General features: G+C 61.6%; 18 protein-coding genes. 9 read left to right on the top strand and 9 right to left on the bottom strand.

Features of this window, described 5'->3' with window-relative positions:
• Positions 1–28: 28 nt before the first annotated feature.
• The 6 genes from L8U60_RS09985 to L8U60_RS10015 all read right to left on the bottom strand — a co-directional run bounded on the left by L8U60_RS09985 (position 29) and on the right by L8U60_RS10015 (position 6,628).
• Positions 29–967, bottom strand: coding sequence for a sulfite exporter TauE/SafE family protein (locus L8U60_RS09985; protein WP_269966257.1), 939 nt, complete (start codon positions 965–967; stop codon positions 29–31).
• 5 nt (positions 968–972) lie between these two features.
• Positions 973–1,689: a sirohydrochlorin chelatase gene (locus tag L8U60_RS09990; protein WP_269966229.1), complete on the bottom strand. Its 717-nt coding sequence runs from the start codon at positions 1,687–1,689 to the stop codon at positions 973–975.
• Between the two features lie 5 nt (positions 1,690–1,694).
• On the bottom strand, positions 1,695–2,999 hold the full coding sequence (locus L8U60_RS09995; RefSeq protein WP_269966230.1) for a sulfate adenylyltransferase subunit 1: 1,305 nt from the start codon (positions 2,997–2,999) through the stop codon (positions 1,695–1,697).
• Positions 2,999–3,901: a sulfate adenylyltransferase subunit CysD gene (gene cysD / locus L8U60_RS10000; RefSeq protein ID WP_269966231.1), complete on the bottom strand. Its 903-nt coding sequence runs from the start codon at positions 3,899–3,901 to the stop codon at positions 2,999–3,001. Before cysD ends, L8U60_RS09995 begins: the two co-directional genes overlap by 1 nt.
• Positions 3,898–4,677, bottom strand: a complete 780-nt coding sequence (locus L8U60_RS10005; RefSeq protein ID WP_269966232.1) for a phosphoadenylyl-sulfate reductase — start codon at positions 4,675–4,677, stop codon at positions 3,898–3,900. Before L8U60_RS10005 ends, cysD begins: the two co-directional genes overlap by 4 nt.
• 253 nt (positions 4,678–4,930) lie before the next feature.
• Complete coding sequence (locus tag L8U60_RS10015; RefSeq protein WP_269966234.1) at positions 4,931–6,628, bottom strand: nitrite/sulfite reductase; 1,698 nt, start codon at positions 6,626–6,628, stop codon at positions 4,931–4,933.
• 261 nt (positions 6,629–6,889) lie between these two features.
• Here L8U60_RS10015 and L8U60_RS10020 point away from each other — a divergent pair, with 261 nt between their 5' ends.
• The 4 genes from L8U60_RS10020 (at position 6,890) to L8U60_RS10035 (ending at position 10,206) form a co-directional block, all read left to right on the top strand.
• Positions 6,890–7,462 carry a hypothetical protein gene (locus L8U60_RS10020; RefSeq protein WP_269966235.1) on the top strand — a complete coding sequence of 191 codons (573 nt, stop codon included), beginning with the start codon at positions 6,890–6,892 and terminating at the stop codon, positions 7,460–7,462.
• A gap of 124 nt (positions 7,463–7,586) precedes the next feature.
• On the top strand, positions 7,587–8,861 hold the full coding sequence (locus L8U60_RS10025; protein WP_269966236.1) for a Na/Pi symporter: 1,275 nt from the start codon (positions 7,587–7,589) through the stop codon (positions 8,859–8,861).
• A gap of 24 nt (positions 8,862–8,885) precedes the next feature.
• Entirely contained in the window at positions 8,886–9,278 is a 393-nt protein-coding gene (locus L8U60_RS10030; RefSeq protein WP_269966237.1) for a hypothetical protein, read from the top strand.
• Positions 9,271–10,206: a substrate-binding domain-containing protein gene (locus L8U60_RS10035; RefSeq protein WP_269966238.1), complete on the top strand. Its 936-nt coding sequence runs from the start codon at positions 9,271–9,273 to the stop codon at positions 10,204–10,206. Before L8U60_RS10030 ends, L8U60_RS10035 begins: the two co-directional genes overlap by 8 nt.
• Positions 10,207–10,208: 2 nt before the next feature.
• Here the strand turns inward: L8U60_RS10035 and L8U60_RS10040 are convergent, their stop codons facing one another.
• On the bottom strand, positions 10,209–11,363 hold the full coding sequence (locus L8U60_RS10040) for a Fic family protein (protein WP_269966239.1): 1,155 nt from the start codon (positions 11,361–11,363) through the stop codon (positions 10,209–10,211).
• A 127-nt stretch (positions 11,364–11,490) separates the two neighbouring features.
• On the opposite strand from L8U60_RS10040, the gene L8U60_RS10045 reads away from it, so the two are divergent.
• Both L8U60_RS10045 and L8U60_RS10050 read left to right on the top strand, forming a co-directional pair.
• A complete protein-coding gene (locus L8U60_RS10045; protein WP_269966240.1) occupies positions 11,491–13,164 on the top strand; it encodes an ABC transporter ATP-binding protein in 1,674 nt (557 codons plus the stop codon).
• Complete coding sequence (locus L8U60_RS10050; protein ID WP_269966241.1) at positions 13,161–15,107, top strand: ABC transporter ATP-binding protein; 1,947 nt, start codon at positions 13,161–13,163, stop codon at positions 15,105–15,107. Before L8U60_RS10045 ends, L8U60_RS10050 begins: the two co-directional genes overlap by 4 nt.
• A 12-nt stretch (positions 15,108–15,119) precedes the next feature.
• Here L8U60_RS10050 and L8U60_RS10055 read toward each other — a convergent pair whose 3' ends face one another.
• Positions 15,120–16,304, bottom strand: coding sequence for a hypothetical protein (locus L8U60_RS10055; protein WP_269966242.1), 1,185 nt, complete (start codon positions 16,302–16,304; stop codon positions 15,120–15,122).
• 136 nt (positions 16,305–16,440) lie between these two features.
• Here L8U60_RS10055 and L8U60_RS10060 point away from each other — a divergent pair, with 136 nt between their 5' ends.
• Positions 16,441–17,082: a DUF1707 SHOCT-like domain-containing protein gene (locus L8U60_RS10060; RefSeq protein WP_269966243.1), complete on the top strand. Its 642-nt coding sequence runs from the start codon at positions 16,441–16,443 to the stop codon at positions 17,080–17,082.
• Between the two features lie 10 nt (positions 17,083–17,092).
• A complete protein-coding gene (locus tag L8U60_RS10065; RefSeq protein WP_269966244.1) occupies positions 17,093–18,358 on the top strand; it encodes a pyridoxal phosphate-dependent aminotransferase in 1,266 nt (421 codons plus the stop codon).
• A gap of 288 nt (positions 18,359–18,646) precedes the next feature.
• Here L8U60_RS10065 and L8U60_RS10070 read toward each other — a convergent pair whose 3' ends face one another.
• Positions 18,647–19,975: a UDP-glucose dehydrogenase family protein gene (locus tag L8U60_RS10070; RefSeq protein WP_269966245.1), complete on the bottom strand. Its 1,329-nt coding sequence runs from the start codon at positions 19,973–19,975 to the stop codon at positions 18,647–18,649.
• A gap of 654 nt (positions 19,976–20,629) precedes the next feature.
• On the opposite strand from L8U60_RS10070, the gene L8U60_RS10075 reads away from it, so the two are divergent.
• Positions 20,630–21,178 carry a PDDEXK family nuclease gene (locus tag L8U60_RS10075; protein WP_269966246.1) on the top strand — a complete coding sequence of 183 codons (549 nt, stop codon included), beginning with the start codon at positions 20,630–20,632 and terminating at the stop codon, positions 21,176–21,178.
• The last annotated feature ends 15 nt before the right edge of the window (positions 21,179–21,193 follow it).

A 21,193-nucleotide genomic window follows, 5' to 3' on the forward strand; every position in this document is an offset into this window, starting at 1 on the left:
CAGATGTAAAATCCTTCACCCGCGTGGTCTACACCGCCGCAGGCTGATCCGATTCCACACCCAACGCAGCCTCTTTTTCATTGGGTTTCTCACCAGCAGCCCGCCAGTTCGCACGGTAACGGCGCCAGCCAACCACGGACAGGGCCACTCCCACGACCAACACCGCGATACGCACGCCCACCAGGACGGCGGCACCAACACCAAGGGCACCAAGCACCACCGGCAGGTTGAGCACCACGATGAGGGTGCCCACCATCCCGCCAAGCAGGATCGGATTCAGGCGGGTGACCAGCAGCGCAGCCAGCGGCGCGGCGATGGAACCACCGATCAGCAGGGCAACCACAGCGGCGAGGTTGGCCACTAGGTCCTCCCACATCCCCAGCACAAAGCCCAAGGTCGCAGCAGCGGTGACAAAGAACTCGGCGGTGTTGACGGTGCCCACGATCCGGCGGGGTTCTGCACGCCCAGCGGACAGCAAAGTGGAGGTGGTGACGGGGCCCCAGCCGCCGCCACCGGTGGCGTCGATAAAGCCACCAAACAGGCCCAACCCGGACAGGAACGGCACGGAATGCGGGTGTTCCGCAACATGGCGGCGGATGAGTCCGCGGCTGAAGCGGTACATCAGGTTCAGGCCGATGGCGGCGAGGATGAGGGACATGACCGGCTTTGCCGCATCCGTGGACAGGGTGGACAGCACCGTCGCACCCGCGAATGCACCAATGGCGCCCGGCACGCCGATCGCGGCGACGGTGCGCCAGTCCACGTTGCCGAATTTCCAGTGGCTGATGCCGGAGACCAGCGTGGTTCCCAGTTCCGCGGTGTGCACCACGGCGGAGGCTTGGGCGGGGCCGAGGCTGGCCAGCATGATCAGGATGGTGGTGGAGGTGGCGCCGAAGCCCATGCCGAGGCCGCCGTCCACAAGCTGTCCGGCAAGTCCGGCAAGCGCGATGAGAATAAGGGTGGTCATGCGGTTCATGGGCGGGCACCTTCGTGGGTTGTCAGTGTGGCGAGTGCTGCTGCGTAGCGTTGCGCTACCACCGGGGCCAGGTCGGTTCCGAGGGGCTCCGATGCTGGTCCGCGCCACATTCGGTAGGCCCGGTCGAGCAGCAACCCGCGCGTGACAAACAGCGGCAAAAGGTACGCGTCGTCCGCAGCGAGCTCCGCGATGTCGCGCTTGCCGTAGCCCGTCGCCGGTGCGGTGGTCACGCGCAGACCAAGACGCTTTTCGACGCCCTCCCCCAACTCCACCGTCTTCCCCGCCGCCTCCTCATTCGAGGTGCCCACGGGATAGAGCACGATCTGCGAAACCGGGCGGCGGGCAGCCTGGATGTCGGTGATCGCGCGGGCGGCGAGGATGTCGGCGATGTCCGGACCCTGGCCCAGCCCGTGGGCGGCGATGAACTCGATGCCGGTGGCGTCGTGGGCATTGGCGATCGCTTCGGGGACGTCGTAGGTGGCGTGGAAAGCGTGGGTGAACAGCGTCGGCACAACAACGGCGCGGGTCACGCCCTGATCAGCGAGCTGGCGGGCAGCGGTGGTGAGGTCTGGGGTATCAAACTCGAGGTGGGCGTCGGCCCCCATCACCCCCAGCTGGCGCGCTGCCGTGCGGGTGAGCTCGCGGACTCCCGTCCGCGCATCGGGGTGACGCGAACCGTGCGAGAGGGTGATCAGTGCCGTGTGTGCCGCCATGGTGTTTACCTCAATCGTGTTCCCACGAGTCCGGCGGCAAGGGTGTTGCCGCTGGCCTGGTCGATGAGCAGGAAGTTGCCCACGGCGCCGCGTGCGGCGTAGCCCTCAATGGGCAGTTCCTGCGCTGTCTGGATGGTTACGTGCGCGATGTCGTTGAGCCCGAAGGACTCCGGCGCGGTGTTATCGGTGTTGGCTTCGGGGGTGCCATCGATGTCGATGACGCGGTCCACGCTGGCCACGCGCGCACGGACAAGCGAGGTGCCGTAGCGCAGCTTCACTGCCTGACCAGCGGTGATGGCCTTCTCCGTCAGGCCGACGACGGTGCCGTGGAATTCGCGGACGGATTCGGGGTAGCCGTTGTGTCCGTCGTGTGCGGCCCCGCACACGACGTCGCCGCGGGCCAGGTCGATGTCATCGGCCAGGCGCAGCGCGATCGCGTCGCCGGCTTTCGCGGTGGTGGCGCCATCAAGGCCGTCAGCGTTATCGATGTGCGTGACGGTCGTGGTGCGACCACCCGGTGCGGTGACGGTGTCGCCAACACTGATGGTGCCGGCGTTCACGGTGCCGGCATAGGCGCGGTAATCCGTGGCGTGCTCGCGCAGGACGTACTGGATGTTGAAGCGGAAGGGCAGATCGAGTGCGCGGCCGGAGTGGACCGGGATGGTCTCCAGCAGCTCAAGCACGCTCGGGCCGTCGTACCACGGGGTTTCCGCGGAGCGCTCGACAACGTTGTCGCCCTTGAGCGCGGAGATCGGTACGGCGTGTGGTTCGGCGATGCCAAGGGCAGTGGCGCGCTGCTCGAACTCGGTGCGGATGTTCTCGAAAACCTCTTCGGAGTAGTCCACCAGGTCGATCTTGTTCACGGCCAGGATCACCGTCTTCACCCCGAGCAGGCTGGCCACGGTGAGGTGGCGGACGGTTTGGGGTTTGATGCCGCCTCGGGCGTCGACAAGCAGAACGACAACCTGCGAGGTGGACATGCCCGTGACCGTGTTGCGCGTGTACTGCTCATGACCGGGGGTGTCGGCGAGGATGAAGGTGCGCTTGTCGGTGGCGAAGTAGCGGTAGGCGACGTCGATGGTGATGCCTTGTTCGCGTTCGGCGCGGAGGCCGTCGACAAGCAGAGAAAGGTCAAGGCCCTCGAAGCCGCGGTCGGCAGATGTGCGCTCGACGCTGGCCATCTGATCGGCGAGCACGGACTTGGTGTCGTGGAGGAGGCGGCCGACGAAGGTGGATTTGCCGTCGTCCACCGAGCCGGCGGTGCAGAGGCGCAGGGTGGCGCGATCGGCTAGCACGTTGGTGGCAGTCATCAGAAGTAGCCCTCCTTCTTGCGGTCCTCCATGGCGGACTCGCTCAAGCGGTCATCGGCGCGGGTGGCGCCGCGCTCGGTCAAGGTGGAGGTGGCAAGCTCAGCGAGCACCTCATCGATGGTGGTGGCGGTGGATTCAACGGCGCCGGTGCAGGACATATCGCCCACGGTGCGGTAGCGCACACGGCGGGTTTCAATCTCTTCGCCGTCGCGCGGGCCGCCCCAGTCGCCGGCGGTGAGCCACATGCCATCGCGGTTGAACACCTCGCGGTCGTGGGCGAAGTAGATGGACGGCAGCTCGATCTCGCGGGCGCCGATGTATTCCCACACGTCCGACTCGGTCCAGTTGGAGATGGGGAACACGCGGATGTTCTCGCCGGGGAGTTTCTCGCCGTTGTACAGATCCCACAGTTCAGGGCGCTGGCGGCGCGGGTCCCAGCCGCCGAAGGAATCGCGGACGGAGAAGACACGCTCCTTGGCGCGGGCGCGCTCCTCATCGCGGCGGGCACCACCCAGGACGGCGTCGTAGCCGACCTCGGCGATGGTCTCCACCAGCGGGACGGTCTGAAGTGGGTTGCGGGTGCCGTCGGGGCGCTCAACCAGGTCGCCGCGGTCGATCCAGTCCTGAACATGGGCGACGCGCAGGCGCGCACCGGTCTTTTCCACGAGGTTGTCGCGGAATTCGATCACCTCGGGGAAGTTGTGGCCGGTGTCCACGTGCAGCAGCTCAATCGGCGGTGCGGCCGGCGCGAAGGCGCGGCGGACCAGCTCATAGACCACGCACGAGTCCTTACCGGAGGAGAACAGCAGGCCGATTTTGTCGAACTGCCCGGCAACCTCACGGATGATGTGGATAGATTCATTCTCAAGATCCCGCAGGTGGGGTGAAAGTGTCTGGCTCATTGGTGCAACCCGCATTCCGTCTTGGTGCTGAACGCCCACCGGCCCGCACGCGGATCCTCACCCTCCGCGACCGGCAACGTGCAGGTTGCGCAGCCAATGGAGGGGTAGCCCTGCTTGGTCAGGGGGTGGATGATCAGGTTCTTGTTATCGATGTATTCGTCAGTGTCTTCCAGCGACCACGTGATCATTGGGGAGATCTTCAGCCGCCCAGTCGCATCCAGCGACAGTGCCGGTGCCTGCGCACGCGTCGGACCATCCGCACGGCGCAGCCCGGTCACCCAACCCGCGTACGGGGAGAGGCTCACCGCTAGTGGCTCCACCTTGCGCATGCGGCAGCACGCAGTCGGGTTCGTGCTGTACAGCGCGCGGCCGTACACACGGTCTTGCTCCTCACGCGACAAGATCGCCTTCGCGCGCACGAGCTTCTGGTCCGGGTAGCGCTCCTCCACGCGGTCAGCCACCTCGAGGGTCTCCGGGAAGTGGTACTCGGTGTCCAGGAAAAGGAATTCAGCGTCCGGCAGATAGTCCTTCGCCAGCTCCGCCAGCACGGTATTTTCCATGCTCAGCGTCACCGCGATCTTGCCCGGGGCGTGCTCGTGGGCCCATTGCATGATCTCTTGCGCGGAGGCGCTGTAAAGCTTCTCAGCCCACTCATCGACGAGCCGCGCGTTTTCTGCGGCGACCTCCGGAGAAAGCGGCGCTGTCTCCTTCGGCCCCTCCGGACTGATCTCCGGGTCACGCACATCTACCTGTGCGCGCCTGAGAAAATCAACCATTATTTTTCCTTCCTCAACACCGCCACATGCCCATGGCGCGCGAGCGATTCCTGCAGAGCTTGCTCCGTCGATTTCGCCGGTGCCGGGGCGTGGTCGGGGGCGTCTTGCCCGTAAAACTTCACCTCAAAGATGCGGAGGCACTCCGTACATTTCCATGCAAAGTCACTTGTTGCATCCGGAAAGAGCGCCTCGCCCGCGCAGTACGGGCAGTGTGTGGGAAAGTTACGGTTCGCGTTCGGTTCGCGCCGGAATCTCATTTCAGATCCTCCTCGTCGGCGCGCAGCACCCAGTCGCGGAAAATTTCGCCCTCATGTCGCTTATCGACGTAATTCCCCACCACCCGGCTCACATACTCCTCCAGCTCCGATGACAACACCTTGTGGCCACGGATTTTGCGGCCGAAATTGGCTTCTTTCCCGCCATCCGGCGTATCCCTGGTGACGGTGCCACCGAGGTGAACCTGGAAGCCTTCAACCTTGTTGCCGTTGCCGTCATCGACCATCTGGCCCTTGAAGCCCATGTCGGAGACCTGCGTGCGGGCACACGAGTTCGGGCAGCCGTTGAGCGTGATGGTGATGGGGGAATCGATGTCGCCGAAGCGGTCCTCCAGCGCATCCGCGAGCTCAATGCCACGCGCCTTGGTGGTGGTGTGGGCGAGCTTGCAGTACTCAAGCCCCGTGCAGGTGAGCATGCCGCGTCGGAATTCACTCGGCTTGGAGTACAGGCCCATCTCCTGCAGGTCGCTGGCCAACGCGTCGACCTTGTCTGGTTGAACATCCAGGAAAAGGATTTCCTTAAACGACGTGAACCGCAGGCGGCTCAACCCATAGGACTCCGCCAGGTCAGCAATAGCGATGAGCTGCTCACCGGTGAGGTGCCCCATCGTCGGCTTCACGCCGAGGTAGACATTGCCGTCCTTCTGCTCATGGACGCCAACGTGATCCCGGTCGATGAGGTTGGTTGGGGCACGTGGGCCGTCCGGAAGCTTGTAGCCCAAGTACTCATCCTCGAGTACCTGACGGAATTTCTCTGCACCCCACTGCGCCACCAAGAACTTCAGGCGCGCGCGGTTGCGCAGGCGGCGGTAACCGTAATCGCGGAAGATGCGCACGACGGAAGCCCACACCTCCGGGACTTCCTCAAGGGTGACGAACGCACCGAGGGACTGCGCCAGCATCGGGTTAGTGGACAGGCCACCGCCGACGAAGAGCTCAAAACCAGGTCCGAGCTCTGGGTGCTCAACGCCAATGAACGCGATGTCATTGATCTCATGGATCACGTCCTGGCGGGCATTACCCGAGATCGCAGACTTGAACTTGCGCGGCAGGTTCTGGAATTCATCGCGGAGGACGTATTCGTTCTTGATCTTCTCAATAGCCGGGGTGGCATCAATGATCTCATCCTTCGCAATGCCTGCCACCGGCGAGCCCATGATCACGCGCGGTACATCACCGCAGGCGTCCCACGTGTTCAGGCCGACGGACTCAAGCTTCTCCCACATCGCCGGGACATCCTCGATGCCCACCCAGTGCAGCTGGATGTTCTGGCGGTCGGTGAGGTCCGCGGTGGAACGGCAGTAATCGCGGGAGATCTCCCCCACCGCGCGGGCTTGTTCGGTGGAGCACTGGCCGCCATCAAAACGCACGCGCGCCATAAAGAACTCATCTTGGAGCTCAAGGTTGTCTTTGCCAGTGTGCTCGCCACCCAAGTTCTGCTTGCGCTGGGTGTACAGGCCGAGCCACTTAAAACGCGGGTACAGGTCCTTATTGGGAATGGAGGCAAAGCCCTGCTTGGAGTACGTATCAATGACCCGCTGCTTCACCTCCAGCACCGGCTCAACCTGCTTGAGTTCCTCATCGTGGTTGAGCGGTGCCTTGCCGTCGACCTTCCACTGGCCTTCTGGTTTGGGCTTGCGGGCTGGGCGCTTCCGCGCGGTGGTGGGTGCGGTCATGCCGCCTCCTTCAACTGCTTTTGCGTACCACTCTGTCTAGTACGCCCGGTGCTAATTTTTGTTGAAATGCACGCTACACGGACCACTCGGTCTAGCCTATGAATGCGGCAAGTTTCATGGCGGTGCACTGCGCTTTAAGGTGAATAAAAATAGACACTAAGCCTTGACCGCGAGCCAACGGTGACTACGGTTACAGACTAAGCGGTCTAAACTAAGGCCGCGTAATCAAGTTCGATCACCACAACGAGAAGGGACAACGATATGACACACGCCGCACACCGTGTCGCCGTCATCGGCCACGGCCCCGCAGCCATCGAAACCGCGGACCTTCTCATCTGCATGGGCGATTACTTCGTCGACCTGTTCAGCCAGTCCCCCGCACCCACGTGCCTGATCCGCTTCGGTTCCACCGAGCGCACCACCAATGACAGGAACACCGTTCCTCGCCTCCGCCTCTTCGGCAACCTCCGCATCGGCACTGGGGATGACACAGTGTCACTGGGTGATCTCACGCACTACTACGACACGGTCATCATTGCCAATGAGACCACTGACACTGCTGGTGAACTCGTCGTGCTGGGCAACAGTGCCAAAGCGGCAGCCACCTACGATTTCCTGCGCACCCACACCGCGCTTCCCGCGAGTAGGACGACGGTGGTGGCTGCACCGTCCAACGCGGATAAGCCTGGCGCGATTATCGCTTTCCTTGAATCCCGCAAGCTGCCCTTCACCACGTGGACTGGCTGGCATCGGCCGGCGGATCGCTCGCGCGTCACCGCGGCCGAGTGGTCCTGCCTACTCACGATGGCTCACGCGGTTCCGGCAACCCCTTAAGCGCAGCTCACCGCACTAGTTCAACAAGCGTTCATCTACCGTTACTTTGCTGTCAAGATCCTTGGGGTAACCTGACGCGCGCCTAATATTTCCGGATATTTTTGCCAGTTTTGAGAGAGCGCGCATGACTAGTAAAGAACTCACGCGAGATTTCGCCGGTGAGTACAAGCACCCCGAGGACACAGACGTGACCGTTGCCCAGCACGAGCAGGCTGATGAGGACATCCAAGACAACGACCCTTTGAAATTCCTCCCGTTTACGGGCACCACCAAGCAGATCATCAACTGGATCGCCGTATTCATCGGCGTCTGGCTGCTGCTCAACGGTGTGGGCATGATCGGCGACGGCTTCAAGCTGGCCGCAGGCGACCAGGCCAAGGAACTGTTCTCCTTTGCGGAGAATCCCTTCGTGGGGTTGGCGATTGGCATTGTGACCACCGCCATCATCCAGTCGTCGTCGACGACAACCTCGATCGTGGTGGGCATGATCGCTGGTGGTCTGCCGCTGGAGATCGCCATCCCCATGCTCTTCGGTGCCAACATGGGTACCTCCGTCACCTCGACGCTGGTGGCTCTGGGCCTGGCTGGCAACAAACAGCAGTTCCGCAACGGTTTCTCCATGGCAACCGTGCACGACTTCTTCAACCTCATCGGCATCTCCATCTTCTTCACACTGGAGATGTTCACGGGATTCCTGGGCAAGACCGCCTCGGCTGTCGCGCCGTCCCTGTCTGGTTCGGGCGACGGCATTATTGCTGGCGTCTTTGAATCCCTCGGTGACTTCATTGACCTCATCACCGAACCCCTCGTCGGCGTCGCGGGCGCGCTGGTCTCACCGCTTGGGGATGTCTGGGGTGGCGTCCTCCTCGCCCTCATTGGCGTTGGCCTGGTGCTGCTGTCCATCAGCTTCATCGGCAAACTTCTCAACGCCCTGCTCGTGGGCAAAGCACAGGAGATCCTCTACGCCGCGCTGGGCAAGAACTCCTTCTTCGGTGTTCTCTCCGGCGCCCTGATCACCGCGCTGGTCCAGTCCTCTTCCACCACCACCGCGCTGACGGTTCCGCTGGCTGCCTCCGGCAAATTCTCCGTCCGCACCCTGTTCCCCTTCGTGGTCGGCGCGAACATTGGTACCACCGTCACCGGCCTCATCGCCGCATTCTCCGCCTCCGGCGCGGAGGCTGAAGCCGCCATGGCTGGTGCTTTGGTACACACGATGTTCAACCTCTTCGCCGCCATCCTCATCCTCGGCCTGCCATTCCTGCGCGACGTTCCCCCGCGCTGCTCCGATTGGCTCGCTGGCCTGGCCGAAAAGAACAAGCTCTACATCTTCATCTACATCGGTGGCGTCTTCTTCGCTCTGCCGCTGCTGGCCGTGTTCATCTCCAACACCTTGATGTAACTCCCCAACCAACAGGAGCCTTCAATGACGAACCCGAACGAGACCCCCGACCTGTCCCCCATGGCCCAGGACCTCATCAAGAATGAGGCCCCGGACGAAGCCCTGGAAGCTCTCCTCGCAGAGCTCGAAGAAACCGCAAACGAGCTGCGCGTTGAACTCAGCGCCCGTGGCCGCAACAAGGACCGTTTGACGGAGGACCACGAGAATGAAGCGGCGACAGCTAACTCTGCTGAGCATGCCGAGTCTGATCACCACCGCCACAAGAAGATCAACCCCAACGTCACGCCGGAACAGCAGGCGGAGTTGGACGAGAACTTTGCTAAGTACTGGACCACCTCCAAGGGCTCCTGGAAGAACCTCTTCCGCCTGCTCCGCGAGTTCCGCGCCGAGATGCAGGAGGGCAAGGACGATGCCTAAGACCCGCCACGCTCTCACCGCTTCCCTGCTCGCTGCCGTGACGGTGTTCGCGGTTGGTTGCTCTTCTAACGACGGCACCCTTGGAGCCGACGCCATCCGCGTCACCGGCTCTGCCACCGTCGAGCCAATCTCGTCCTACATTGCTTCGCGCTATGACTTTGACGCGGGCATCGAGGCCATCGGCTCCACCGACGGTTTTGAGAAGTTCTGCAACGGCGAGGCCGACATCAACGATTCCTCCGTGGCCATCCCGGCGGACTTTCAGAAGCAGTGCGCGGATAACAACGTCGAGTACGTCGAGTTGCCCATCGGCCTGGATGCCATCACGATTGTGAAGCACCGCGACAATGACTTCGCCGCTGACCTGACCATTGATCAGCTCCACGACATCTGGGCAAAGGACTCCGCGGTGTCTAAGTGGTCCGACATTGACCCGTCCTGGCCGGATGAGGAGATCACGCTCTACGGCCGCCCCGACGGCTCCGGCACCTTGGGCGTGTTCAAAGACCTGGTCCTGAACGGCGATGAGATCCGCGATGATTACCAGGCCACCGACGACATTCAGGAACTGTCCAAGTGGGTCGCCGAAGACCCGAATGCCCTGTCCTTCATGGGCATTGGCAACTACCTGGCCACCGATGAGGACAACCGCAACCGCATCGACAACGTCAACGTCGACGGCATCGCCCCCACCGCCGAGGAAGCTAAGAGCGGTAACTACCCGCTCACCCGTCCCCTGTTCATCTACGTGAGCAAGAAGTCCGCGGAGCGCGAGGACGTGGACAAGTTCGTGACCACTTACCTCGACAACGCCGAGGCCGTCATGCCGCGCGTCTACTTCTACCAACTCCCCGAAGACGAGTACGGCAAGGCACAGAAGCGCTACGCGGACCGCACCACCGGGCCGGACGAGCGCTGGCAGGCTTAGGCTTATCGACGGGTCAGGATCCCCAACGCATCCTTATTCAAGAACACCTTCGACCGACCAATTCGCTGTTCATCTAAAACACCCGCATCCACCAACTGGGAGAGCCACAGCGATGCGGTCTGTCGTTGTGCCAAACCAGCATCGATCACATCAGAGATGCGGATATAGGGCTGCACAAACAACAATTCCGTCAGCTCAGCTGCCGGTGTCACACCTGCAGCACGCACGCGGGAGGTGGTGGTGTCTTGGAGGCCCCGGAGATCGTCGATAAGCAGGCTTGTGCTGCGCGCGGACTCGGCGACCGCATTGACCATGAAAATGATCCAGTCCTCCCATGCACCACGTGATGTGACTGCACTGAGCAGCCTGTAATACTCCTCCTTGTTGTCCACGATCGTTCCGGACAAATAGAGAACCGGCAAGGAAAGAACGTTTTCCTGCAACAAGAGAAGAATGTTGAGGATACGACCCGTGCGGCCATTGCCGTCATAAAACGGGTGGATCGCCTCAAACTGGTAATGCACAGCAGCCATTAACACCAGCGGATCAAGGCCATGATCCGAATAGAGGTAACGCTCCCACGCCGCCAAGTGTCGCTGGATCACGTCCTGCCCCTCAGGTGGGGTATATGCACGTTTACCCGTTACCGGATCACCAATGAAAGTGCCCAGGGTTGATCTCACCACAGCCTGATTTCCCTGCAGGACCGAGCACACCTCCACCGCAATTTTCTCCGAAACAGGCCTCTGTTCTGCCAACTCAACCCCACGCCGCAACGCGTCGCGGTAGCGGAGAGCCTCCTTGGTTGCCGGCGTGGGCTCAAGATCCACGCTCCACTGCGCTCTAAACAACTCATCATTCGTGGTCACGATGTTCTCTATCTCCGTGGAGGCCTGAGCCTCGCGCAGAGGAATCGTTGACGTGATGATCTCCGGATTCGGAATCAGCCGGCACGCTGTATTCAATGCAGCAAGCTCACTCCGTGCATCAATGACAGCTTTGAGCACCCTTGCAGTCTCCAGTTCCTGCTGTGGGGGCAAGGACGGCAGATCATTAAACGGCCGATTCGGGTCGAATCCGGGCAGGGTCTTCTCGGACATGTCGAAAGAATAAACATATCCGCGCGATATGTCGATTTTTTCCGCCAAAATCGACATGAGGCGTTATTTCCGCTGGTAAACAAGGTCTAGCCGGGGCGGCTTTCTGGCGGGTTTCTGACGCATGAGCGCGTGTCCTACCTGGGGTCTAGGATTGCTGCGATACCTCAATTCAGGGAGTTGATTCGTGGAACTCATTCGACTTACCGGGCGGTACGGCAAGGCGTACACCCCGTTCATCGCTGCGGTTGTGGTGCTGCAGCTGCTCTCCACGCTGGCCATGTTGTATCTGCCGGATTTGAACGCAGACATCATCAACAACGGTGTGGCAAAGGCGGACGTGGCGTACATCCGGCGCGTGGGATTGATCATGTTGGCAGTGTCGCTGGCCCAGGTGGTGGCGGCTGTAGCGGCAGTGTGGTTCGCGTCCGTGGCAGCGATGCGCACGGGCCGGGATATTCGCCGTGCTGTGTATGACAATGTCAGCCGGTTCACCGCCGAGGACATGAGCCACTTTGGTCCGGCCACGGTGACAACCCGCGCGACGAATGATGTGCAGCAGGTGCAAATGACTACGCTGCTCTTCCTCAACTTCATGGTCGCCGCGCCCATCATGGGTGTCGGCGGCGTGATCATGGCGCTGCGCCAGGATGCTGGCATGTCGTGGCTCGTGGTGGTTGCGGTGCTGGTGCTTACCGTGGCGGTGGCCATCACTGCCGCGTTGTTGCTGCCGATGTTCAAGAATATGCAGCTCAAGCTCGACGGCATTAACGGGTTGCTGCGCGAACAGATCGCTGGCATCCGCGTTGTCCGTGCATTCGGCCGCGAGGATTTTGAGGAGAAGCGGTTCCGTGAGGCGAATGCGGATCTGACAAAGCTGAGCCTCAACATCGGGCGAGTGTTCGTGACCATGTTCCCCGTCATCATGCTCATCCTGAACCTGGCCACCGCAGCCGTGCTGTGGTTCGGCGGCCACCGCGTCGATGAAGGCCTGGTGGAGGTTGGTTCCCTGACCGCCTTTATGCAGTACCTCATGCAGATTCTCATGGCGGTGATGATGGGCGTGTTCGTGCTCATGATGCTGCCCCGCGCGCTCGTGTGCGGCCGCCGTATCAGCGAAGTTGTGAACTACGAGCCCACGCAGCGCCCTGACCAGGCAGTAAGCACCGATGCGGAGCCTGGCGTCGTGGAATTCAACAACGTGTCCTACCGCTACCCCGGCGCGGAAGAGCCGGTTCTGGGAGACATCACGTTTACCGCAAAACCGGGAACAACTACGGCCATCATTGGCTCGACGGGCTCCGGAAAATCCACGCTCATTGGCCTTATCCCGCAGCTCTACTACCCCACGTCCGGCCAGATGCGTGTCGGCGGCACGGTAGGGATGGTCCCGCAGAAGCCGTGGCTGTACCGCGGCACTGTGGCCACGAATCTTCGCGTGGGCAATCCGGATGCCACCGATAACCAACTCTGGGAGGCACTGCGTGTTGCCCAGGCTCACTTCGTCGAGGATCTGAACATGCCCATCACCCAGGGCGGCACGAATGTTTCCGGTGGTCAGCGCCAGCGCCTGTGCATCGCGCGCATGCTCGTCGCGCAGCCGGATGTACTGCTTTTCGACGACTCGTTTTCCGCCCTCGACGCCGTCACCGAAGCCCGGCTCCAAGAGGCGATGCGTGACTACACCAAGGATGCGACGGTGTTGGTGGTGGCACAAAGGGTGGCGTCGATAAGCAATGCTGACCAGATCCTTGTGATGGAGGCCGGCGAGATTGTGGCGCGCGGAACCCACGCGGAACTGCTGCGCACGAGTGAGACATACCGCGAGATCGCGGCGAGCCAGCAGGAGGTAACGGCATGAGCGAGCAGCTTAACGACGAGCAATTGGCCGAATACGAGGCCTCCATGGCCGGCGATGACTACTCCAGCAAAGCACCCCGCAAAGCGAAGCAGTTCTGGCCGTCCGCGAAGCGACTCCTAGGCCTGCTGGCACCCTATAAATTTGCGTTGACCTTGGTGTTCCTCATGAACGCGGTGTCGGTACTTCTTGCCGTGTGGGCGCCGCGCGTGATGGGCCAGGCGATGGACGTGATCTTCTCTGGCGTCATGTCGCGCGAACTGCCGGAAGGCATGACCCCGGAGCAGGCTGTTGAGGGTCTGCGCGCTGCGGGGCAGGACCGCTTCGCCGACATGGCCTCCGCGATGGAACTGACCCCGGGCAGCGGTATTGACTTTGACCGGCTTGGCCAGCTCATCATGGCGGTGCTGGCACTGTACATTGCCGCCTCGTTCCTCATGTGGGCACAAGGCGCGATTCTCAATCGCCTGACCATGCGCGCGGTGTACACCCTGCGCGAACGCGTGGAAGCGAAGATCAACCGTCTACCTCTGCGCTACTTCGATTCCCGCCAGCGCGGCGATGTGATGAGCCGCACCACCAACGACGTGGACAACATCCAGCAAGCACTGCAGCAATCCTTGTCCTCCCTGTTCAATGCCCTGCTGACCATCGTGGGCATCGTGGTCATGATGGTGGCCATCTCCTGGCAGCTCGCCCTCCTCGCACTGCTGGCGCTCCCCCTTACCGGCGCCGTGATCGGGCTGGTGGGAACCCGCTCCCAGAAGCAGTTTGTCACCCAGTGGAAGGCCACCGGCGACCTCAACGGACACGTCGAAGAGGCCTTCTCCGGCCATGACGTGACCACCATCTTCGGCCACTCTGATCACATGCGCACGCAGTTCAACGAGCGCAACGAGGAACTGGCCACCGCCGCACAGAAGGCCCAATTCCTGGCCAACGCGATGCACCCGATCATGCAATTCATCGGGTCCCTGTCCTACGTGGCCGTCGCCGTTCTCGGTGGCCTCAAGGTCGCATCCGGCAACCTCACCCTCGGTGATGCCACAGCCTTCATCCAGTACTCCCGCCAGCTCAACCAGCCTCTCGGCGAGGTCGCCGGCATGATGCAGATGCTGCAATCTGGTGTCGCCTCTGCGGAGCGCGTCTTCGAGCTTCTCGACGCTGACGAGGAGACCCCCGACGTCTCAACTGACAGTGCCGTGGTCTCCCACGGCCTCGTCGAGTTCGATCACGTGGACTTCTCCTACAACCCTGAGGAGCCGCTCATCCAGGACCTGAATTTGCGCGTGGCACCGGGGCAGACCGCTGCCATCGTCGGACCCACCGGTGCCGGCAAGACCACCCTGGTCAACCTGATCATGCGGTTCTACGACATCGATGCCGGTGCCATCCGCCTCGACGGCACCGACATCCGCGACATGTCCCGCGCCGCCCTACGCACACAGGTGGGCATGGTGCTGCAGGACGCCGTGCTGTTCAAGGGCACGATCATGGACAACATCCGCTACGGCCGCCTCGACGCCACGGATGAAGAAGTCATCGCCGCTGCCAAGGCCACCTACGTTGACCGCTTTGTCCGCACCCTCCCCGCCGGATACGTCACTGAGATCGACCAGGACGCCGGATCCATCTCTGCCGGTGAGCGCCAGCTCATCACCATCGCGCGCGCCTTCCTCGCGCAGCCAGCGCTGCTTATTCTCGACGAAGCCACCAGCTCCGTAGACACCCGCACCGAAGTGCTCGTCCAAGAAGCAATGAACGCGCTCCGTCAGAACCGCACGAGCTTTGTCATCGCGCACCGCCTATCCACGATCCGTGACGCCGACCTCATCATCGTCATGCAAAACGGAAAAATCGCCGAGCAAGGAACCCATGAGGAACTCCTTGCCCGGCGAGGAACGTACTTCGAGCTGAACCAATCCCAGTTCAGCGCTGAGGACTAGTGGCCTAGCGGCCTAGTACATGCTCATGTAGCCATCCTGCTGCACCGGCTGCTCGTGGCGGTCGCTGATCCAGCGGTACACAAACACCGACACCAGCGCGGTCACCGGCGCCATGATGATGGAGGACAGGCCCTGGGTGATCGAGCTAGCAATAGTGCTGATCAGACCGACCACAACCAGTGCACCAAGCACACGCCAGTAGTTCGCCTTAACGTCATTGAATGCTGCGGAGAAAGCACCAACCGCATTCGTCCGGCCGTCAATCGCATACAGCGGGATCAGCGCAATGAACGGGTACAGGAAGATGAAGCCGAACACCACGATCACGGCCAGGAGCACGCCCAGAGCCGGCGACACGGTGGCGATGAGAAGCAGCGGAATTGCCATCAGAACAAGACCCACAAGAAGGGTAGCCAGGCCCACCAAAATGTGAACCAAGATACCTTGCGCCCACGGCACATCCTTGAACGCCCTGTCCCATGCCGGTGCCTCACCCGCAGCGTCACGCAGCGCAACCTTGGTCATCACAATCTGGAAAACCAACGATGCAATGCCACCGAGGATCGCCAGCACAGCGACCGAAGCAATAGAGCCTGCGCCCAGTATGAAGTTATCAGGATCAGCCATGATGCCTGCCACCATCGGGGCAATAACAAGCGCCATGCCGACCATCAGGGCCACCATCGGGATCACCGACAAGCCCAAGTACACGTGCCACTGACTGGTGAACACACGCTTGAAACCAAACGTCAGTGATTCAATGACTGGTAGCGGACCAGCATTAGTCACCAACGGCTGCCCCGACTGCGACCCAGCGTTCGGGTCTACGTAGCCGGAACCGTACGCATCCTGGGAAGCAGACGTGTTGTAAGACTCGTAGGAGCCATACGGGTTAGCCCCCTGGGCCTGGCCCTGACCGTAATCCTGGCCCTGGTTGTAGCCCTGGTTCTGCCCGTAGCCATAGCCGTAACCCTGATTCTGATTCTGGTTCGGGTCTTGGCCGTAGCCACCGTTTGCGGATTGGCCGTAATCCTGGCTGTAGCCCTGGCCGTAGGCAGAGCTCTGGTTCTGGTTCGGGTCCTGGCCGTAGCCAGACTGATCAGCGGGACCGGGCTGCCCGGTGCCCCCTTCATTACCGTTGCCGTTCTGGGAGTACGGGTTGTTGCCGTTGTTGTACGGATCATTCGGTGTTGTCATGGCCCCCAGAGTAACGAAACTCGAGGAATCACCGCGCACAAAAAACCATCAATATTGCAACGATGTGGCAACAACCCGGTAGCGCAAAAGCCTGCCAACTAGGGTTTGCCAGGGGATTCTCACTAGTATATGAAGCGTGAACAACCAGCCAGAAAATACGCCAGCATCAAAACTTGAGCTGCGTTTATCCGACACCGACCGGGCCGACGCGTTCTCCCGGCTCACTTTCGCCTACGGCGAAGGCCGGCTGGATCTGACTGAGTATGACCGCCGCTGCGACGCCGTCGCGGAAGCCACCACCCACCGCGATCTCCTCCCGCTGTTCCGGGACCTCCCCGCGCAGCACACTGCCGGAACACCAGCCGTGCAGTCCAACAAGGTTGAGGTGTATACCCGCAGCGAAATCGAGCAATCCCGCGCCAGTGGCCAGCGCACCCGCATGGGTATCTTCAGCCTGGGATCGATTGGCACCATCGCACTCACCTCAGTGGCCGGTCAAGCCGGCTACCCGGGGATCGGCGCCCTCATCTTCCTCATCATCCCCACCCTGTTCATCCTGCTTTATGTCATGCGGGTCGGGCCGGACAGCTGGTACACACCCAGCCCACGGCAGATCGAGCGTGAACGGCTGCGCGAAATTCAGGCGGAACGCCGCGTAGAAGAGGAACGCAGAAAGGCACTGCGCGCCGCGAAACGCGACGAACTAACCGGCTCCGCGATGGATCTGGCGAAGAAGACCCTTGATAGATACAAAATGAACCGCATGTCAGACGAGTAGGATGACCCCTATGACCGAGCAACCCGAGACGAAATCTTCCCCCCGCATCAAAAAGCACCGCCACTTTGACCAGGCGGACAAGCTCAAAGGCGTAGCGTATGACCTCCGCGGTCCCGTTGCGGCGACGGCGGAGGAGATGGAGCGCGACGGCCACTCCATCCTCAAGCTGAACACCGGCAACCCGGCGATTTTCGGCTTCGACGCACCGGACGTAATCATGCGCGACATGATCGCGGCGCTGCCAACGTCCCAGGGTTACACCACCTCCAAGGGCATCATCCCGGCGCGCCGTGCTGTGGTGACGCGCTACGAGGAGATCGACGGCTTCCCAGACTTTGACATCGACGATGTCTACCTCGGCAACGGCGTCTCCGAGCTCATCTCCATGACCACCCAGGCGCTGCTCAACAACGGCGATGAGGTCCTCATCCCCTCCCCCGACTACCCGCTGTGGACCGCCGCGACCTCCCTCGCCGGTGGCAAGCCCGTCCACTACGTGTGCGACGAGGAGGACAACTGGAACCCGTCCCTCGAGGACATCCGCTCCAAGATCACCCCGCGCACCAAAGCCATCGTGGTGATCAACCCGAACAACCCAACAGGCGCGGTGTACTCCAAGGAGGTCCTCGAAGGCCTCGCCGCCATCGCGCGCGAGCATGAGCTCATGGTGCTTTCCGACGAAATCTACGACCGCGTTCTCTACGACGACGCCGTCCACTACTCCATGGCCGCCATCGCCCCCGACCTCGTGACCTGTACTTTTAATGGCCTGTCCAAGGCTTACCGCGTGTGTGGTTACCGCGCTGGCTGGATGGTCATCACCGGTCCGCGTCGTCGCGCCACCGGCTTCATCGAGGGCCTGGATCTGCTCGCCGGCACCCGCCTGTGCGCGAATGTTCCTGGCCAGCACGCCATTCAGGTGGCACTTGGTGGCCGCCAGTCCATCTACGCTCTCACCGGCGAAGGTGGCCGCTTGAAGGAGCAGCGCGACATCACCGTGAAGAAGCTCCGCGAGATCCCCGGCGTCTCCGTGGTTGAGCCAAAGGGCGCGATGTACGCGTTCCCGAAGATTGACCTGGACATGTACCAGATCCACGACGATGAACGCTTCATGCTCGACCTTCTCAAGAGCGAGAAGATCCTCATGGTCGGCGGCTCCGGCTTCAACTACCCGACGCCTGACCACTTCCGCATTGTCACCCTGCCGTGGGCGTCCCAGCTGGAGAATGCCATCGAGCGCCTGGGTAACTTCCTCTCGGATTACCACCAGCACTAGAACGTCGTGGCTCTCGAGCGCGCTATATGCGCTATATAGTGCAAATTGAGGTCCGGACAAATGTGTCCGTTTCTAGCTGGCTATGCCCTTTACGCTGAGAAAACGGGCTCCGTTGATGCGGACGCACAGTGTGTCCGCATTGAAAACTTGCCCTGACCTGCGCCGCAGACACCAAACGGACACATTTGTCCGCATGCTCTGGCGACATACCTTCCGCGCCGTCGCCGGAACTCTCTCACCTGAATTCCTTAGCCGGAAATTCCTCGTCAGAGTGAGAGTTCTTGGCTGTTAGAGAGAGCGGCCGAGGGCGTGGAGTTCCCAGCCAGCGGAGTGCCAGGTGGGGACGGGGAGGACGTTGCGGGCGTCGATAAGCGTCTTGCTTTCAACGAGCTGACCTGCATGTTCTGGATCGAGCTGCCTGAACTCATCCCACTCGGTGGCGAGGATCACGAGCTCGGCGTCAGCGAGTGCATCGTCGAGCGAATCCGCATAATCCAACGTGGGGAAGACCCTGCGCGCGTTGTCCATTGCCTCCGGGTCATAAACGCGCACGGAAGCGCCAGCGAGATTGAGCTGGCCGGCGACCGCGAGGGCGGGCGAATCGCGCACGTCATCCGAGTTCGGCTTGAACGCCGCACCGAGCACCGTGATGCGGCGGCCGATGAGAGATCCGAGGATCTCGCGCGACAGATCAACAACGCGCTCGCGGCGGCGCATGTTGATCGCATCAACCTCGCGAAGGAAGGTCAAGGCCTGGTCAGCGCCGAGTTCGCCAGCGCGGGCCATGAATGCGCGGATGTCCTTCGGCAGGCAGCCGCCGCCGAAACCGAGACCGGCGCCGAGGAATTTGCGGCCGATGCGTTCGTCGTGGCCGATGGCGTCGGCAAGCTGAGTGACATCAGCGCCGACGATTTCGCAGACCTCGGAGACCGCATTGATGAAGGAGATCTTCGTGGCCAGAAACGCGTTGGCGGAGACTTTGACCAGCTCAGCGGTCTGGAGGTCGGTCACGATGAACGGGGTGCTGTCCGCAAGCGGCGTGGCGTAGACCTCGCGGGCGATCTCTTCGGCGCGGCTTTCGGTGCTATTGGTGCTTCGGACGCCGAGGACGATGCGGTCCGGCGTGATCGTGTCATTGACCGCGTAGCCCTCGCGGAGGAACTCGGGGTTCCAGGCGATCTCGAGGGTGGCGTTGTCGCCGATGAGCTTGTTTGCTCGCTCTTGCAGCGCCTGAGCAGTGCCAACGGGCACCGTGGACTTGCCGAAGATCACATGATCGCCCTGCAAATGGGGCGCGAGGCTGTCCACCGCCGCCTCAACGTAGGTGGTGTCCGCCGCGTAGCTGCCGCGCTGCTGCGGCGTGCCCACGCCAATGAAGTGGACGTTGGCGAACTCGGCAGCCTCTTTGTAATCCGTGGTGAAACGCAGGCGGCCATTCGCGATGTTCCGCTCCAGCACCTCCGGCAAACCCGGCTCAAAGAACGGGACCTTGCCCGCCTTCAAAGCGTCGATTTTTGCCTGGTCAACATCAATTCCCAGGACCTCGTGGCCGAGCTCCGCCATGCAAGCGGCGTGCGTCGCGCCGAGGTAACCGGTGCCAATCACAGTCATGCGCATACCGGCCATTATGACCCCTGCTGGGAGGTTGCGCAGGGTGAGTGCGAGAAGGCGTTCGAGAAACCTGACGCTTTGTGCAGGAGTCGGTATTAAAGGCGCAGGTGGCGGACAACCGCTTGGAAGAAATCTCGACTGTGGGGGAACCGAACGAGAGTTTCAGCAGTCTAAGTGAGTATGAACAAACTTATTTTTCCGAAAGTCCACGACTCCATGGACATCACTTACCTCGTACAGGGCCATCTACACCCGGCGGATGTTCCCGGCTCGGGCCAACACGCATCAGCTAAGTACCTGGCCTCAGGGTTTGCGCCCCGTCCTCCTGCGATCACCCGATCAGAAGCTCAAGCCCACCCACGCGGCCGGGGTTTCGCGGTGCCTGCAAACCTTCGTGCCATCGCCCAATCCCTGGAGCATCCACAATGTGCAATTGCGGGGACTAGCGCGCTAGCGCTCTATGGCGTGCCTTACCTAGTGGATTCATGTGACACCACGCTCAACTCACCCACCTACAAGCGAGAAGACACCGGTGTCATAGTGAGGCGGCGAGAGACTCGCACCCCTTGGAATGTCACTTGGCGTGGCATTGACCTGCCTATAAGTGAGCCACATGAAGCCGTGGCGGAAGCATTGCAAGACATTCGTGCGGGATTTCACATGTGGCCCAGGCCTCGCTGGATCACCGACGGCCCCACCTACTGGGCCGTCATGCTCATTGACGCTGCCTGCCACCGTCTCTCCCTCTCCCCAGCGCAGCTGCTCAAGGCATCACACTACCGAGTGAATAAACGATGGATGACCCAAGCAATGCGCCTGTCCAGCCCGCTCGCAGAGTCTCCGAAGGAGACCGAAATGCGTCTCATGTGCATGGCGGTTCTGGGCCACCTTCCGTTAGCTTTCCGGCCGCAGTGGGATTACATCGTGGATGCACTCGCACCATTGAAACTCCAGCTTGTGGAGCAAATGCCGGTCACATTGGACAACCAACTTGTCACCGTGTTTGACCTGGCTATCCCAGAGCTGAGAATTGCTCTGATGTATGACGGGGAACACCATCTCGCTAGAAGTCAGCGCGATAAAGACTTTGACATCAACCTTGAATGCCAACTGCAGGGCTGGACTGTTCTGAGATTCTCCGCAGGGACGCTGCGGAAGCTGCCCTGGATCCTATTCAGGGCAGTGCAAGCAGCAAGAAAAGTGGGCTGAAATAGCGGCTTCGAG

This window comes from Corynebacterium meitnerae (assembly GCF_027570075.1).
GTDB lineage: Bacteria > Actinomycetota > Actinomycetes > Mycobacteriales > Mycobacteriaceae > Corynebacterium > Corynebacterium meitnerae.

Bases quoted from the DNA above. Each gene is read 5' to 3' on its own strand.
- L8U60_RS09985 (WP_269966257.1), bottom strand. From the start codon at position 967: ATGACCACCCTTATTCTCATCGCGCTTGCCGGACTTGCCGGACAGCTT.
- L8U60_RS09990 (WP_269966229.1), bottom strand. From the start codon at position 1,689: ATGGCGGCACACACGGCACTGATCACCCTCTCGCACGGTTCGCGTCAC.
- L8U60_RS09995 (WP_269966230.1), bottom strand. From the start codon at position 2,999: ATGACTGCCACCAACGTGCTAGCCGATCGCGCCACCCTGCGCCTCTGC.
- cysD (WP_269966231.1), bottom strand. From the start codon at position 3,901: ATGAGCCAGACACTTTCACCCCACCTGCGGGATCTTGAGAATGAATCT.
- L8U60_RS10005 (WP_269966232.1), bottom strand. From the start codon at position 4,677: ATGGTTGATTTTCTCAGGCGCGCACAGGTAGATGTGCGTGACCCGGAG.
- L8U60_RS10015 (WP_269966234.1), bottom strand. From the start codon at position 6,628: ATGACCGCACCCACCACCGCGCGGAAGCGCCCAGCCCGCAAGCCCAAA.
- L8U60_RS10020 (WP_269966235.1), top strand. From the start codon at position 6,890: ATGACACACGCCGCACACCGTGTCGCCGTCATCGGCCACGGCCCCGCA.
- L8U60_RS10025 (WP_269966236.1), top strand. From the start codon at position 7,587: ATGACTAGTAAAGAACTCACGCGAGATTTCGCCGGTGAGTACAAGCAC.
- L8U60_RS10030 (WP_269966237.1), top strand. From the start codon at position 8,886: ATGACGAACCCGAACGAGACCCCCGACCTGTCCCCCATGGCCCAGGAC.
- L8U60_RS10035 (WP_269966238.1), top strand. From the start codon at position 9,271: ATGCCTAAGACCCGCCACGCTCTCACCGCTTCCCTGCTCGCTGCCGTG.
- L8U60_RS10040 (WP_269966239.1), bottom strand. From the start codon at position 11,363: ATGTCGATTTTGGCGGAAAAAATCGACATATCGCGCGGATATGTTTAT.
- L8U60_RS10050 (WP_269966241.1), top strand. From the start codon at position 13,161: ATGAGCGAGCAGCTTAACGACGAGCAATTGGCCGAATACGAGGCCTCC.
- L8U60_RS10055 (WP_269966242.1), bottom strand. From the start codon at position 16,304: ATGACAACACCGAATGATCCGTACAACAACGGCAACAACCCGTACTCC.
- L8U60_RS10065 (WP_269966244.1), top strand. From the start codon at position 17,093: ATGACCGAGCAACCCGAGACGAAATCTTCCCCCCGCATCAAAAAGCAC.
- L8U60_RS10070 (WP_269966245.1), bottom strand. From the start codon at position 19,975: ATGCGCATGACTGTGATTGGCACCGGTTACCTCGGCGCGACGCACGCC.
- L8U60_RS10075 (WP_269966246.1), top strand. From the start codon at position 20,630: ATGTGGCCCAGGCCTCGCTGGATCACCGACGGCCCCACCTACTGGGCC.